Annotated in this window: 18 protein-coding genes and 1 pseudogene; 18 read left to right on the top strand and 1 reads right to left on the bottom strand. The window is 39.4% G+C overall.

All coding sequences use genetic code 11. The annotated features are described in order from the left end of the window. The 5 genes and pseudogenes from G558_RS14115 to G558_RS12710 form a co-directional block, all read left to right on the top strand. A partial coding sequence (locus tag G558_RS14115) for a hypothetical protein (RefSeq protein WP_028829622.1) occupies window positions 1-300 on the top strand: 300 nt, incomplete at its 5' end. Beyond that, on the top strand, window positions 272-895 hold the full coding sequence (locus G558_RS0107475; protein ID WP_334290867.1) for a helix-turn-helix domain-containing protein: 624 nt from the start codon (window positions 272-274) through the stop codon (window positions 893-895). The genes G558_RS14115 and G558_RS0107475, both read left to right, overlap by 29 nt. Window positions 896-1048: 153 nt before the next feature. Next, on the top strand, window positions 1049-1894 hold the full coding sequence (locus G558_RS0107470; RefSeq protein ID WP_028829620.1) for a nitroreductase family protein: 846 nt from the start codon (window positions 1049-1051) through the stop codon (window positions 1892-1894). A gap of 380 nt (window positions 1895-2274) precedes the next feature. Next, complete coding sequence (locus G558_RS14315; protein ID WP_242825219.1) at window positions 2275-2400, top strand: peroxiredoxin family protein; 126 nt, start codon at window positions 2275-2277, stop codon at window positions 2398-2400. Window positions 2401-2412: 12 nt separating this feature from the next. Further along, window positions 2413-2739 (top strand): annotated as a pseudogene (locus G558_RS12710) (peroxiredoxin family protein); the annotation flags it as partial. An 11-nt stretch (window positions 2740-2750) separates the two neighbouring features. On the opposite strand, the gene G558_RS12705 reads toward G558_RS12710, so the two are convergent. Beyond that, the gene (locus G558_RS12705; protein ID WP_207636207.1) at window positions 2751-3050 is read right to left on the bottom strand and encodes a PadR family transcriptional regulator; all 300 of its coding nucleotides are present in this window, start codon (window positions 3048-3050) and stop codon (window positions 2751-2753) included. A 144-nt stretch (window positions 3051-3194) separates the two neighbouring features. Between G558_RS12705 and G558_RS14310 the strand changes: the two genes are divergently transcribed. From G558_RS14310 to G558_RS0107395, 13 genes are all read left to right on the top strand, one after another. After that, on the top strand, window positions 3195-3767 hold the full coding sequence (locus G558_RS14310; protein ID WP_242825218.1) for a chromate transporter: 573 nt from the start codon (window positions 3195-3197) through the stop codon (window positions 3765-3767). Between the two features lie 82 nt (window positions 3768-3849). Next, complete coding sequence (locus G558_RS14305) at window positions 3850-4389, top strand: chromate transporter (protein WP_242825217.1); 540 nt, start codon at window positions 3850-3852, stop codon at window positions 4387-4389. A 50-nt stretch (window positions 4390-4439) separates the two neighbouring features. Next, window positions 4440-6977, top strand: a complete 2538-nt coding sequence (locus G558_RS12695) for an EAL domain-containing protein (protein ID WP_036931780.1) — start codon at window positions 4440-4442, stop codon at window positions 6975-6977. 70 nt (window positions 6978-7047) lie between these two features. Continuing rightward, window positions 7048-8544 carry a sigma-54 interaction domain-containing protein gene (locus G558_RS12690; RefSeq protein ID WP_051188572.1) on the top strand — a complete coding sequence of 499 codons (1497 nt, stop codon included), beginning with the start codon at window positions 7048-7050 and terminating at the stop codon, window positions 8542-8544. Between the two features lie 304 nt (window positions 8545-8848). Next, the gene (locus tag G558_RS0107435; protein WP_028829619.1) at window positions 8849-9082 is read left to right on the top strand and encodes a 4Fe-4S dicluster domain-containing protein; all 234 of its coding nucleotides are present in this window, start codon (window positions 8849-8851) and stop codon (window positions 9080-9082) included. Window positions 9083-9096: 14 nt separating this feature from the next. Continuing rightward, window positions 9097-10827, top strand: coding sequence for an FAD-binding protein (locus G558_RS14565; RefSeq protein ID WP_028829618.1), 1731 nt, complete (start codon window positions 9097-9099; stop codon window positions 10825-10827). Window positions 10828-10883: 56 nt separating this feature from the next. Further along, complete coding sequence (locus G558_RS0107425; protein ID WP_028829617.1) at window positions 10884-11504, top strand: hypothetical protein; 621 nt, start codon at window positions 10884-10886, stop codon at window positions 11502-11504. A gap of 146 nt (window positions 11505-11650) precedes the next feature. After that, window positions 11651-11812, top strand: coding sequence for a hypothetical protein (locus G558_RS14455; RefSeq protein WP_207636206.1), 162 nt, complete (start codon window positions 11651-11653; stop codon window positions 11810-11812). A 299-nt stretch (window positions 11813-12111) separates the two neighbouring features. Further along, entirely contained in the window at window positions 12112-13281 is a 1170-nt protein-coding gene (locus tag G558_RS0107415) for a radical SAM/SPASM domain-containing protein (RefSeq protein ID WP_028829616.1), read from the top strand. Window positions 13282-13289: 8 nt separating this feature from the next. Beyond that, complete coding sequence (locus G558_RS0107410) at window positions 13290-14279, top strand: radical SAM/SPASM domain-containing protein (protein ID WP_028829615.1); 990 nt, start codon at window positions 13290-13292, stop codon at window positions 14277-14279. A 2-nt stretch (window positions 14280-14281) separates the two neighbouring features. Continuing rightward, window positions 14282-14737: an Lrp/AsnC family transcriptional regulator gene (locus tag G558_RS0107405; protein WP_028829614.1), complete on the top strand. Its 456-nt coding sequence runs from the start codon at window positions 14282-14284 to the stop codon at window positions 14735-14737. A gap of 1 nt (window position 14738) precedes the next feature. Beyond that, window positions 14739-15215 carry a siroheme decarboxylase subunit beta gene (gene ahbB, locus G558_RS0107400; RefSeq protein WP_028829613.1) on the top strand — a complete coding sequence of 159 codons (477 nt, stop codon included), beginning with the start codon at window positions 14739-14741 and terminating at the stop codon, window positions 15213-15215. A gap of 65 nt (window positions 15216-15280) precedes the next feature. Then, window positions 15281-16045, top strand: a complete 765-nt coding sequence (locus tag G558_RS0107395; RefSeq protein ID WP_036931779.1) for an IclR family transcriptional regulator — start codon at window positions 15281-15283, stop codon at window positions 16043-16045. Window positions 16046-16097 lie beyond the last annotated feature (52 nt).

Below are 16097 nucleotides of genomic sequence, written 5' to 3'. Positions count from 1 at the left end.
TGCATTGTAAATATAATCATAGGAATAGCAATAGCTTATGTGGATGTTCCGGTTATGACGATACTGCAGAATGAGGTTCCAAGAGAGCTTCTGGGAAGAGTTCTGAGCCTTATAATGAGCCTCGTAAAGGCGATGCTTCCTGTGGCGCTATTGTGCTCTGGAGCACTCACCTCCAGAATGCCGGTGCAGCTGATACCCGCAGCGGGAGCAGTAATACCATTCATATACAGTATATTTGTGCTGAAGAAAAACTCTACGGAGCGCTTATTGGATAAAAAGACAGATTGCATTAGTATGTAATAAGGGCGGTAGACGGATAAACAATGAAAATACTGGAAAGCTCATACTCAGGCTGCGTAAGGAAAACCACATGACCCAGAAACAGCTCGCTGATGCGATGAATATAAGCGACAAGACAATATCGAAATGGGAAAGAGGGCTTGGACTCCCTGATGTATCGCTTCTGCGTGAGCTTTCGGAAATACTGGGAATAAATGTCGAGAGGCTTTTGTCCGGAGACTTGAAAGCAGACGAAAAAGATGGAGGAAATATGAAAAAAATAAAATTTTATGTATGCCAGGAGTGCGGAAATGTGATAACCGCGACTGGCGGTGGAGAAATATCCTGCTGTGGGCGCAAGCTTGCCGCGCTTACAGCAAAACCTGCAGATGAAAGCCACAGGCTGAATGTTCAGGAGATTGAGAACGACTACTATGTAACCTTCAGTCATGATATGAGCAAGGATCATCATGTTAGCTTTGTGGCTTATGTCACATGGGACAGGGTGCTACTGATAAAGCTCTACCCTGAACAAAATCCGGAGGTTAGATTCCCGAGGATGCAGAAGGGCAAGATTTATTTCTACTGCAGCAATGATGGTCTTTGGGTCAACTGAAGATAAGCAGGAACAAAATATGAAAATCAGACATGTCAGATAAAGACTTTGTCTGGTTTTTTTACTTAAAATATTGACACATTCATATTTATTGTATAAAATACGATTTAATAAAATTAAAAATGATTAAATCAAAACAAAAAAGGGGAAAAAATGAATATTGATTTTTCAGTTAAAGAAGCCGTAATAAAAAGGTACAGCGTAAGAAATTACAGCCAGAGAGAGATCGAATCTCAAAAAATATCTTCACTTAAAAAATTTATTGAATCCCTTGACAATCCGTTTGGAAGCAAGGTGAGTTTTCATTTTCTGGATAATGCGACTCTTGAAAAAATGGAAAAACTTGGAACATACGGAGTAATAAAGGGAGCCAGGAGCTATATTGGTACTACAATAAAGCTTGAGGAAATGTCTCTTGAGGCTCTTGGATATGAATTTGAAGCTATGGTTCTGTTTCTTGCAAACCTTGATATAGGAACGTGCTGGCTTGGAGGAACTTTCGACAGGCAGGGCTTTTCTGAGGCTATGAATGTAGGTTCGGATGAGGTGTTTCCTATAATAACCCCGTATGGTTACGCAGCCGACAACAAGCATGAAAAAGAGCTTGAAATGAGACATATGATACAGGCGGATCACAGAAAAGACTGGAATCAGCTATTTTTTGACGGAGATTTCTACACTGAGCTGACTGAAGACCGTGCGGGAGATGTGGCTTTTGCTCTTGAAATGGTAAGAATGGGGCCATCGGCATCGAACAAGCAGCCATGGAGAATCGTAATGAAGGAAGGAGAATTTCATTTTTACGAATACAAAGAGCTAGGATACAGCGATTATTTCAGTTATGATATCCAGAGAGTAGATATGGGGATAGCTGCAGCTCACTTTGATTTTGCAGTTAAGGAAAAAGGAATCAAAGGCAGCTTTAAGAATGTAACCGATTTAGAAATTAATCTTCCTGAAAATATGAACTATGTATTTTCATGGATAAAAGAGAAATAAGCATGTTGACATTGAAATATCTATAATATAAAATTGAAACACTTGATGTAAACAACAGCAATAATATAACGCTTGAAATAACGGAGTCGATATTTGCTTCCAATTATCAGGAAATAAATGATATACTTCTTAAAATAAGGGAAAAGGGCATTAAGATATAGCTATTGACGACTTTGGAACAGGATACTCATTTCTTTCAAGAGAAAGGGAGTTGAACGTAGACTGCATGAAAATTGACAAATTTTTTATAGACGAGCTGTCCAATATGGATGAAGGCAGATTTATAACAGGGATATCTCATATCAAGGCCGCTTGATATAATCAAAGCCATAGAGTTACTTGGCATTACAAATAAATAGATGAAGAAAAGGAGATTGCATATGGACATAGAAATCAACAGGAAGGCTCCTGATTTTGAAGCTGAAGATTTCAAAGGAAATATTTTCAGATTATCGGAACATCAGGGAAAGAATATTCTTTTAGTTCTTAACAGAGGATTTGCCTGACCTTTCTGCAGAAAGCATATGATGCAGTTGCATCAGGATCATAAGCTGTTCGTAGAAAAAGATACAGAAATCGTGGCAGTGGGACCTGAGAATCAGGTAGAATTTAAAAAATTCTGGGATGAACATAAGCTTGATTTTACAGGAATTGCGGATCCAGAACAGAAAATTCTGAAGCTCTTCGATCAGAAAATCAGCATTCTCAAGCTTGGAAGGATGCCGGCGCAGATGCTGATTGATAAATCAGGAGTACTGAGGTATATACATTATGGGAATTCAATGAAGGACATACCGGAAAATTCAGAGATTCTGTATATTATAGATAAAATAGAAAGGGCCTGAGGGCCCTTATTTTATTTCCTTAAACAGCTCATATGCTTTTTTCTTGCTTCAGGATAAATTTCCTCGCCCAGAGCGGTTATACGGTAGTATTTCCTTACTTTTCCATCTACGGTTATTTCTTCTTTGTCAAGAAGCCCTCCGGATTCCATTCTGCGAAGAATAGGATAAAGTGTTCCCGGGCTTATTTCATAGCCATGCTCGTGCAATTCCTGCAGCATCCAAGCTCCGTATATAGGATCCTGTTTAGCATGATGAAGTATGTGGATCTGAATAAATCCCAGGAAGAATTTTCTTAAAATTTTATCTTGCATTATTATCATCTCTATAGTACAATCTGATTACGGATAACGATATCGAATTTCGTAATTAGCATATCACTTATTTTTTTAAAATACAAGCATATTAATGATAATAAGAATAAGAAAATTTTTCAATATTTTTGAGAGGTGAAAACTATGGACGAAAAGGATGTAAAGAGAATAAAGTGGGGTAGCTTCCTTAAGGACGTATTTATATGTTCGTTGGGCGCTTATGGTGGTCCGGAAGCTCATTACGGAGTATTTACGGACCAGATGGTAATAAAAAAGAAATATATAACAGAGGAAGAGCTAGTTGAACTTATAGCACTTACAGGAATTCTTCCCGGACCGAGCAGCACGCAGACTCTTGTAGCCATCGGATACAAGGTGGGAGGACCGCTGCTAGCACTTCTTACGATGCTTGTGTGGTCAGTGCCAGTGTTGCTTCTGATGACTGCGCTTTCATTCTCTGGTGAATTTCTGAATGCAATGAATCTGCCTGAGGATGGATTTCGATATGTAGGTCCGATGGCCGTAGGATTCATAGTAGTTGCGGCATACAGAATAGGAACTAAGGTTGTGAAGGACAGACTGAGATTTATGCTTCTTATATTTGGGGCTGCAGTGACCTATTTTATAAGAGCACCATGGATATATCCGCTGGTACTTGTTGCGGGAGGAATTGCTGCTATAAAGGCTTCAGGTGAAAAAATCTGTGGAATCATGTGAAACTTAATCCTCAGTGGATTTATATTATAGCATTTATAGCATTTGCAGTATTTGCCGTAGAAGCATTGTACTGCATATATCGATGGATAACAGGATAATAAATCTCTTTGAGAGCTTTTACAGGTATGGTTATCTTGTAATCGGAGGAGGGCAGGTAGTTGTCCCGCTTATGTACAGCGAGCTGGTAGAGATAAATCAGTATATGACAAGCCAGGAATTTCTTACTGGATTTGGACTTGTACAGGGACTTCCAGGACCTATGTTCAGCTTCAGCGCATATGCAGGAGGAATGGCAACTCGTGGGGGGAGTTCATTGACTCAGATTACAGGTGCCATGGTCAGTGGAGTAGCTATTTTCCTTCCAGGACTTCTTCTGATATATTTTGTATATCCAATTTGGGAAATCCTAAAGCAGATAAGGGGAATTAAGGTCTCTCTTAAGGGGATAACCGCTGTAGCTGGAGGCCTTATTACTGTATCAGCGATAATATTGATGCAGAAGAACGGTTTCAGTATTGAAAATCTTTTGGTTACGACAGTCACAACTTTGTTATTAATGACTAAAAAAATACCGGCTCCTGTTATAGTGCTTATTGTATTGGCAGCGGGTTTTTGGGTATAATGATATTATAATCACATGAACTTATACCCCAGAACCAACAGGAGAATATCATGAGGAGCCGATACTCGCGCTATATTGCTTTACAGATGGTAATTATGATCTTTGTTTTTGCTATGCTTATATTCACTATATTCAATCATCAGAGGACAGAGAACGATTATGATGTGGCGAAGCTGGGTCAGACTGTGTCTTATTCAGTTCAGCAGAATCTGGTATCAATGAAGAGTGTCTTTACCTCACTTTCCTATAATTATGAAATTGACAATGAGATGAGTGAGGAGAAGTTCGAAATGCTGGCCGAAAAGTATATGAAAGAGTATCCGCAAATACTCTATATACAGCATAAAGATAAGGACACGGCAACCGATCTGGTGTATCCTGATGATTTCAATTATACACTTAGAGCAAAGCTTACTGGACGTCCGGAAGTTGAAGAAGCCGTGCAGAAGGCAATTAAGGACAGGGCGGCCACAGCAAATGATCCCTTTATACTGAAGGGAACAGAGAATCTGCTGGGACTCGTCCTTCGTACGCCTGTATACAGAGATGATGAATTTGAGGGTTTTTTTGTAGTTGTATACGATCTTGATAATTATCTTGAGAAGACTATAGAGGACATTTTACCTGAATCAGGTCTTGTGAGGCTATACGATAAAAAAAATGAACTCATATGGAGCAATTATTCCGGCAAGGATGAATATACTTATGAGTCGGATATTCCTGTCCTGGATAATCACTGGACAATAAGGATTTCAGACAAATCATCCTCTCTTGAAAAAAGCTCGCTGCTCCTTTTCTATATAACTATCCTTGTATTTGGGCTCATGATGTCGCTCCTTTATCTGCAGATGAGAATCTACAGAAAAGATCGAAATATAGAAAGGCTGTCAAAGCTCAATAATGAGATTGAGAAGCTGAGGCAGAGCTATACGCTTGCTCTTGACAGTGCAAATGATGCTTTGTGGGAATACAATGCAGTCACGGGAGATATAATAACATCTGACAAATGGCTAATCATAACAGGAAACATGTTAGATGGAAAGGGGGTCTCCACACTTTTTCAGAGAAATGCCATACATGAAGATGACTACGAAGATGTAACAAGTCTGTTTGACGACTGCCTCAACGGAAAAAATGATGAATTTCAGATTCAGTACAGAATAAAGAACAGGCACGATGAGTATACATGGGTTCAAAATAAAGGGAAGGTTTATTTGGACAAGAAAGGAAATCCTGTAAGGCTTGCAGGAGCAGTATCAGATATCGAAGAGCAGAAGAAAAAAGAGGCAGATATCGAATATCTTGCTTATTTTGATTCGCTCACAGGAATGCCAAATAAAATCAGTTTTATGATGACGCTTGAAGAGCTGATTGAAAAGGCAGACAATGAAAAATCTTCTTATTATGTTCTCATGATTGACCTTGACAATTTCAAGACTCATAATGATCTGCTGGGGCTTGAATTCTGTGATCTTTTGCTTATAGAAGCTTCAAAAAGACTCCTGAAGCTGATTGGAGAAAATAATCTGGCTGCAAGATTTGGTGGAGATGAATTTCTAATACTTATAAGAGAAAAATCGACTGTTGAAGAAGCAGAAAGCTTATGCAGTAAAATGCTCAGAGATTTCAATGAGCCTTTTGTCATCTCCGACAATTCAGTATATATATCAGTAAGCATAGGTATCGTTTATGGTATGGATTTATACTCGAATCCATATGATGTGATGAGAAATGTTGATATAGCACTCAACAGGGCTAAATATAATGGAAAGAATGCTTATTCTGTTTATGACTCACGCATGCACGAAGAGATACTCAGGAGATCTAAAATAGAGGATTGTCTGAGAGAGAAGCTCATGGATGATGTTTTTGAAATTAACTATCAGTTACAGCAAGACCTCAGAAGCAATGAAATAAGAGGAATGGAAGCGCTTGCAAGGCTTTACTGCACTGAGCTTGGGAGCATTTCGCCATTTGAGTTCATTCATGTTGCTGAATACACGGGACTTATTGTTCCGCTTGGAAAACTCATACTGAGAAATGCATGCATTCAGGGGAAAAAATGGATAGACAGTGGATTTGATATTGGAAAGCTTTCAGTGAACATATCTGTAAATCAGCTCAAGAATGATGAATTTTATGATAATGTATGCAAGATAATCAACGAAACAGGATTTCCTTATGAGTTTCTTGAGCTTGAAATAACAGAAAATGTCTTTCTTGACCATTCTAATCAAAATACAGATGTACTGTCAAAACTTCGAAATCTTGGTATAAGCATCGCCCTTGATGATTTTGGTACAGGCTATGCATCCCTGAACTACCTGACTTTACTGCCTATAGACACGCTTAAGATTGACAAGTCCTTCCTGGGAAAATCCCTGGATACCTTATTGCACAGTGAAATCATAAAGACAATAATTGAGCTTGCGCACATCCTGGATCTTAAGGTAATATGTGAAGGGGTTGAAACTGAGAAACAGATGAATATCCTTAGAGATATGGGATGCGATCATATACAGGGATATTATTATGCAAGGCCTGAAACGGCCGGAAAAGTAGAAATATTCTTGAGAAAGAGGAACTGACATTATATGAAGGACGCAACAGCGTGAACATAATACAGAAAACTAGCTGAAACTGAAATATGGAGGTATCATGTATAAGAAGGCAGGCATGAAGGATAATTCTGATGAATCGATGTTTTTAATTGCCGATGCAATATCGGATGGCGTATACGTTATAGACAGGGAAGGAACAGTAACGGCAATAAACAAGATCTACTCAGAGCTTAGCGGGATAAAGGAAGAAAATATATTAGGAAAGAATATGGAAGATGTCTGGAAAAACCATTACGTTCCTGCAGACAGTGATGTTTTTGTCGTACTCGAAAACGAATCAATGCCTTCATATGCAGAGATGATAGTAAAAAGCGGAAATGGTTATGATGTTGACAATCCATATCCGGTTTCCATACTTACGCTTAAGAAGAAAACGAAGATTTCTGTAATAACCACACTTCAGGATACTGACAAAATCGTTTTGATGACAGGGATACCTGTATTTGATGAAGGCGGTGAAATAAAGAAAGTATATACAATTATAAGAGATCTTACGGATTTATATGACATGAAGAAAAAGCTCTCAGAAGCGGAGAATGAAAAGAAGCGATTCATTAACGAGCTGAAATACCACAGGAAGAATGAGCTTAAAACTGATCTGATTGGAAAGAGTAGACAGGTTGCGGAGATAAGGGAAACCGTATACAGCATCGCAGACGCCGATGCCACGGTCCTTATTACCGGAGAAACCGGGGTTGGAAAAGAAATTGTCGCAAGAGAGTTATATAAGAACAGTAACAGGAAAAATAATGCATATGTAAAGATAAACTGCTCTGCGATTCCGGAAACGCTCCTTGAATCTGAGCTATTTGGTTATGAAAAGGGGGCATTTACAGGAGCTCAGAATAAGGAAAAGCTTGGACTTTTTGAAATTGCAGACAATGGTACACTTCTTCTCGACGAGATAGGGGAGCTGCCTATGCATCTTCAGTCAAAGCTTCTCAGAGTAATCCAGGAAAAGGAACTGAGAAGAGTAGGCGGAGAAAAAACCAGAAAGATTGATGTGAGGATAATAGCGGCTACAAATCAGGACCTGAAGCAGCTGATAAAAACCGGGAAATTCAGGGAAGATCTTTATTACAGATTGAATGTCATACCTCTGGTTATACCTCCTCTGAGAGAAAGAAAAGAGGATATATCGGTACTTGTGGATTTTTTTGCGGACAGATTCAATAAAAAGCACTCAAAGAGCAAATTTATTGACAGATACGCGGTTGACTCGATGATGGAGTATGACTGGCCGGGAAATGTAAGAGAGCTTGAGAACATAATAGAAAGGCTCATGATAATAGGCACTGGGAATATAATCATGCAAAGCGACATTGAGCGGATTTTAGGAAAAAGTACAGACAGAAAAAAAGTTGATGATTCTTGCAGCTCAACGCTCAGGGCTGCAGTAGATAAGCTCGAAAAAGAGATGATTGCAAAGGCACTCAGCATTCATGGAAACACATATGGAGCGGCCAGAGAGCTTGGAATAAATCAGTCTACTGTTGTAAGGAAAGCAAAGGCTCTTGGAATAGAGGAATGGTGATGCAAATATGCATCTAAACTCGATGCGTTTTTACATCGATTGAGGAGAAGCACATGTGATTGTTACATGTGTTTTTTTTATTTTCAATTAGATAATGATGCATCTGTGCATCGTGATATTTAGATTAATCTGAATGCGGTTCATGTGAATAAGGATTTCCTGAATCTGAATCGCTTATTTTGCAGCATTTTCAACCTGTAAAATAGACCACACATTTAGTTGGCATCATAATTGCTTTAATAAATACATGATAATAAAATATCACTTGATTATTATGTAATATTCATTTCGAAAGGAGAGCAATATGAATTCATTTATTCTGGATGAAAGTAAATGTACAGGCTGCAAGATTTGTTACAAGGCATGCTGGCTTGATGTGATCAGGTGGGATGAGAAGACTGACAGGCCATTTTTCGCATATCCACAGGACTGTGTTGAATGCAATTACTGTGAGATATCATGTCCTTCAGGGGCGGTTAATATCAAGATTGATTATGATAAGCCATTTCCAGATGCGTATATTTCTGGGATAAGGTAGGAAAGGAGCTTGAAATGTTGGGAAATTATGGAAAGGTTCTGGAAGCGGACGTTCTTGTAATAGGACATGGTATTGCCGGGCTTTCAGCAGCGATATCTGTTAAGGAAGAAAACCCTGATCTCAAGGTAATGACAGTTGATAAGGCTTTTGCGGGATATGCAGGCAAGGCAAACAAAGGCGGAGGGCATGTGGCTTTTATTCCGGAAGGCGAAGAAGAAAAGTATGTAGAGTATCACAGCAGAAATCTTGGAGATTATCTGAATGATCAGGATATGCTCAGAAAATATGCCAATTCTACTGTAAAGACAATAAGAAGATGGGAATCATGGGGAGTAAGATTTACGGTGGACATGGAGCATGCTCAGAATTCGCATCCAGTAATTCCATGGAAAATGTGCATTCTGGATCTGGACATGATGATACATATGGCAAAGCATGCCAAAAAACTCGGAGTAGAATCCTGCAGCAAGATTTCAGTGATGGAGCTGCTTAAGGACAGCAATCGAATCGCTGGAGCTGCAGGCATAGACCTTATAAGCGGAGAACTTATTATATTCAGGGCAAAGTCGGTAATCCTTGCATCGGGAGATCAGAATTTCAGTGTAATGAATATGTGGAGCAGCGGAAAAGGTGATGGAATAGCTGCAGCATACAGAGCGGGAGCAAGAATGCGAAATGCAGAATTTGGAAGCTTTGTTAACATGATGACGCTCTCGAGCAGGACTGTAGCATATGGAGCTGAGGATGTTCTGGTAAATGCAGATGGAGAACTGTGTACAGAAAGAGCTGACATGGATGAAAGCCTCAAGACTGTTGTGGGTGGAGTTGATCTTGGAGGCATGCAGTCAGTGCTTATGTACATGGATGTAAAGGCGGGCAAAGGACCTATATATGAGGATACATCAAAGAATGGATTCCCAGGATCCTTTATAGGCAGAAATCTCTGCTGCTATGGCGGAGATGCCGATCCTCCGTTCTATAGACCGGTAGCTCAGAAGTTCTGGAACAGGCTGTACTATAAGAACCGCCTTGAAAGCTACATGGATGATAATCCGCTCAAGGAGACCGTTCCCGGACTTATAGGTGAATGCAGTCCTCTGTATGCAGACCATGAAATGGCAACAAGCATAGAAGGGCTTTATGCAGCAGGTGATATCTGCGCAAATGGAAGCTCGTGGTCAGGAGCGGTTCCTACTCCGCCTGGCAGAAACAGAGGCTCTGGGCTTATGCATGCTGTATTTACGGCGACAGTGGCAGCAGCCTCAGCTTCGGAATATGCAAAGGGATCAGACCTTGGAAGCATAGATGAAAAAGATATAGAGCAAATAAGAAAAACTATATTCTCTCCTCTCACGTCTGACGGAAGCATTTCGCCTTCAGAGTATATGATGAGAATAAAGCAGGTAATGCAACCAATAGAATACAGCGGATATAAAAGTGAAGAAAGGCTGCAGGAGGCGCTCAGAAAGATTCTTGAAATAAAAGAGGATATTACAAGATTGAGAGCAGTTGATCCACATGAACTGAATGCTGTAAATGAATGCAGAAGTACGATACTGTGCTCAGAAATGTTCTTCAGAGCTTCGATCGAAAGAAAAGAAAGCAGGGGATGGCATCTTAGAGAAGACTACAAGGAAAGGGATGACAAAAACTATCTCAAGTGGATTGAGATATCGAATAACAATGGGAATATGGTGCTTTCAGAAATACCGGTACCGATAAAGAGATATACATACAGGCCTTAGCAGACATGACGCAGACGCAGAATAAGGCATTATAAGACAGAGCAGGAGGAATTGATATGGAAATGAAAGTAACGCAGGATAATATGGGAACGCATCTTGAATGGAGTCACGAGGGAGTAACTCCAAGAATGATCGACTGGTTCTGGAGCAATATGGAGAAGGGATTCATACTCTGGCATCCCGAGCAGCATGAGCCTCTGCAGTGGGCTATTGCACCAAAGCACGGAAATCCTGTTGGATCCGTTCATATAGCACCGCAGACATGGAATGATGGTACAAGGCAGAATCTATATATACGATTTGAGGATCTGGCTACGATTGCTCCTGAGATAAAGGATTATATAATATATGAACACTGTGTGGTGGTCGCAGGCCTGGGATTTGGCCCGGAAAGCCTGGAAGCAGGGATTCCAATGGGATACAGGATACATCAGTGGGAAAAGACGGATTTTGGCGTAACTGGCAAATCCTCGGCAATCGGGACAAGGAAGAAGGAAACTCATGAGGAAGGCCTGGTATGGGCAGAACATTGCGCCGAAGAAGTTGGCAACTGGGGTGAATTCCTTCCTCAGCTGTATAATCTCTACAAGGTTGTAAAGAATACAGATTATAATCCCTATGCAGATCTTAGTGTAGAAGGAAAAGGAATTGAACTCAGATATAAATATATCAGGTAATTTGAAAGGGCTGAATTTGTGCACTTATGTGTACAGGTTCAGCTCTTTGTAATATATTACACTACAAAAAACAGATAAATCGGAATTTTGCGAAATAATGACTCGTTAATGATATTTGACAACAGTCAACGGGTATCTATAAATATGTGTATGTATTTGTTGAGGTACCAGATGAAGAACTTATCTGGCAGGATTCCGTGCCTGCTTTAGAAAAAGTCCAAGCTGAATTCAAAGAAAGCCAGTCTGGCTTTAAAAAAGTTTCACTTGCAGACATGATTGTTTTAGGGGGATGTGCAGGAATACAATAGGCAGTTAGGAACGCGGGGCACAGCATAAAGGTGGCATTTACACCAGGACGCACAGATGCATCTCGGGAGAAAACTGATGAAAAATCATTTGCGGTGCTTGAACCAAAGGCTGATGGTTTCCGTAATTATCTGAAAAGCAAATTTTTAGTATCTGCTGAACACCAATTACGGTCATTCTCCGCATGGAGTATTCACGAAAAGAGCAGAAACTCTCACAACTGACTTTTTTGTAAACCTGCTTGACATGTGTACAGTCCGGTATTCTATAGATGCCAGGATAATAGATTTGGAGGGAGCTTATGATTAGTTTTTCAAAATTGCTTTTGGATCAGCAAAATTTTGGAGACAGTCTCAGATATAATAAGGATGCCAAGATAAGCACGAGAGGAACAACTACAGATAAAGGCCCTATTGTCGTATGGAACTGCACCCGTACCTGTAATCTGAACTGCAGGCACTGCTATGCAGAGGCTGTAAATACATATGATTCGGGAGAACTTTCTACTCAAGAAGCCATGGCTTTCATGGATACTCTGGTTTCATACAAGGTTCCCGCACTTCTGTTTTCTGGTGGAGAGCCACTGATGAGGAGAGATGTTTTTGATCTTTTTGAATATGGGAACAAAATTGGACTTCGAATGGTTATATCTACTAATGGCACTTTAATTGACAAACAGAAAGCTGAAATGATAAAAAAACTTGGGATTTCTTATGCAGGCATAAGTCTTGACGGTCTAAAGGATGTCAATGATTTGTTCAGAGGGGTTTCTGGTGCTTATGTAAAAGCAATGGAGGGATTTCACAACTGCCGTGAAGTAGCACAAAAGACCGGTTTAAGACTTACACTCAATAGAGCTAACTATAAAGAACTTCCTGCGATATTTGATCTCATTGAAAAAGAAAAAATTCAAAGAGTCTGCTTTTATCACCTTGTATATTCGGGAAGAGGCTCAAATATTACAGATGAGGATTTGACACATGATGAAACTAGAAAAGCTATTGATTTTATAATAGAAAAAACGCTGGAATTTCACAGTCGGGGAATAGAAACAGAGATACTTACCGTAGATAATCACTGCGATGGTATATATCTTTACGAATACATGAAGAAACAAGACAAGAAAAGAGCTGAAAAAATACTGAGCCTTTTAACCACCAATGGAGGAAATCGTTCAGGTATGGCGATATCCTCGGTTGACTGGGAGGGAAATGTATATATAGACCAATTTACGAGGGATATATCTCTTGGCAATATAAGAAACATGAGTTTTGCAGATATATGGGATGGTTCTGGAAATTTGTTTCTTGAGATGATAAGAGACAGGAAAAAACATTTAAAGGGCAGGTGTGCTTCCTGCAGATGGCTTAATCAGTGCAATGGTAATTTTAGGGCAAGAGCCCAGAGTACAGGTGATTTTTGGGCTGCTGATCCGGCCTGTTATCTTACCGATGAAGAAATCGGGGTTTAGGAGGATATATGCTGATATCGTGGAATACAACAAAAAAATGTAATCTAAACTGTGTCCACTGCTACAGAGAATCTGGAATAGACGTAGATACAAGCAATGAGCTGACAACTGAAGAAGGCAGAAAACTGATTACAGAAATAAAAAAAGCGGGTTTTCGAATGCTCATATTAAGCGGAGGGGAGCCCCTGCTTAGAGATGATATTTTCGAAATGATTGCAGCTGCAAGGCAAGAAGGACTAATCCCGGCCATGGGAAGCAATGGAACTCTATTGAGTAAGGATGTGGCCGCAGAATTATTTAAGAATGGTCTTAAAGGCGTCGCAATAAGCTTAGACAGTCTTGATAAGAAGTATCATGACGAATTTAGAGGTCAAGTTGGGGCATTTGATAAAGCTCAAGAAGGAATAGAAAATGCACTTACAGCTGGTCTAAGAGTTCAGATAAATATGACCGTGACAGAAAAAAACCAGGAAGAGTTTGCAAATCTGGTATCTTACTATGAAAAAAAAAGAGTTCATGCAATACATCCGTTCTTTCTGGTACCAACCGGAAGAGCCCTTTCTATGGAAGAAGACAGCCTCAGGGAAGTAGCTTATTTTTCTATGATTCGAAGCGTTTTAGAGCTTCAAGGAACTACCTCGCTTGAACTAAAACCTACATGCGCTCCCCAGTTTATGCCTATGGCACATGAAATGGGACTTTCTCAGAGATTTACAAGGGGTTGCCTTGCAGGCACGGCTTACTGCTGTATACTGCCTGAAGGCCAGGTTAACGTGTGCCCTTATCTCCCTGTGGGGGCTGGAAATGTCAGAGAAGAAGCTTTCGACAAGATCTGGAAATCAAGTCCGGTATTTTTGAAGCTGCGTGACATTAAAAATTATGAAGGTGAATGTGGAAGCTGTGAATACGCAGATATATGCGGAGGCTGCAGAGCAAGAGCTTATTATTACAAAGGGAACTATCTTGCAGAAGAACCATGGTGCTTTAAAAGGGGGTAAAAATGGATGCTACAGATATAAAACTCATCAACCTTTTTCAAAAAGGGATTCCTCTGGAGAAAAATCCATACGGAGTTTTGGCCTTACAGCTTGGAATAAGCAGATCGGAATTACTTGAAAGAATAAAGGCTCTGTTTGAGCAGGGTTATATAAGACGAATTGGGGGCACTTTCAACAATGCGGGAATGGGATATACGAGCGTATTGTTTGGAATTCAGGTTCCGGATGATATTTTTGACAATGTGGCTGAGTATGTAAATTCATTTAAAGCGGTTACCCATAACTACCAGAGATCGGGCATGCTTAACATGTGGTTTACGTTTTCGGCTGAAGATTCTGATGAAAAAAGGAATTTTGTTCAAGGACTTCAGGCTGGTTTTAAAATAACGCAAATATTCGAATTTCCTAATCTAAAGAATTACAAATTGAATGTTTTTTTTGAACTGGGAGGCGGTTAATATGATGGATAAAATCAACCAAGAACTGATAAAAGAGCTTCAGGGAAACATTCCTTTTGAGGAAAATCCGTATGAAGAATTGGGAAAAAAACTTGGAATATCTGAAGATGAGGTCATTGAAAGATTACAATTAATGAAGGATTCAAACCAGTTGAAAAGAATCGGTGCAGTTTTGAGACATCAGAAATCAGGGTATTTATACAATGCTATGGTGGTATTTAAAACAGATGAGGTCATTACTGAAACGGTAGGGATGGAATTATCAGCCAGCCATCTTTCAAGTCACTGCTATGAAAGAAAGCCCTATGAAATATGGCCGTATAATCTCTACGTCATGCTTCACAGCAGGAATAAATACGAGATAGAAACGTTTATTGAAGCAATTGTTAAAAAACATGAAATCTTGGATTATCAAATACTTCACAGCGTAAGGGAATTAAAAAAAAGCAGCATGACATATTTTTCAAAATCAAATTGATAAAAAATTGTTGATGTATCGAACATTCTGTGGTATTATAATCGGGAAAGTGAGTGGTTATTTATATGGTGAGTACAGGTAGAATTCAGTCTATAGAAAGAGCTATTTCGATTATGGACTGTTTTTCAAAAAATAGTAGAGAATTAAAGCTTGCTGAAATTTCAGATGAAACTGGTATTAACAAGAGTACTGTTCATGGAATTTTGAGCACACTTAAATATCATGGTTTTATTGGTCAGGATGAAAAAACTCAGAAATATAGATTGGGGCTTGAGTTGTTAAAATATGGAGATTTGGTTTTGGGCTCTATAGATATAAGTGACATCGCAAAACCGGTTATATGTATGCTGAGTAGAACGATTGGAGAGACAGTTCATATTGGTATTTCAGACGGTGAAGAAATCGTGTATATACTTAAAGCAGAACCAGAGGATTCAATCAAAATTTCGGCCACTATAGGCTCAAGAAATCCACTTTATCTGACGGCAGATGGCAGAGTTATACTTGCGCACATGGATTTAGACAAAATCAAAAGTTATATTCCGGAAAATATAAAAAAGTCAACGGAAAATACAGTCACTGATAGAGAACAACTTATAAAAGATCTGGAAGAAATACGAAAGAATGGTTATGCTATAGATAACGAAGAGATAATGGAAGGAATAGTATGCATTGCTGCTCCAATATTTGACCATAGCGGAGAAGCTAAATATGGTATGAGCATATTGGGACCATCGTCAAGATTAACTGGAGAAAAACTTAAAGAATGTATTGAACTGATAAAAATAAAAACCAGGGAAATTTCATATGAGATAGGTTATAAGGGATGATTATCCCTTTTTCTATAATTGGTAATGAAAATGACGTTTGACAATGTCGAAA

This window comes from Proteocatella sphenisci DSM 23131, from assembly GCF_000423525.1.
GTDB lineage: Bacteria > Bacillota > Clostridia > Peptostreptococcales > Filifactoraceae > Proteocatella > Proteocatella sphenisci.
Note: the sequence above shows the minus strand (reverse complement) of the source record. Positions and strands in the feature narration are given on the sequence as shown.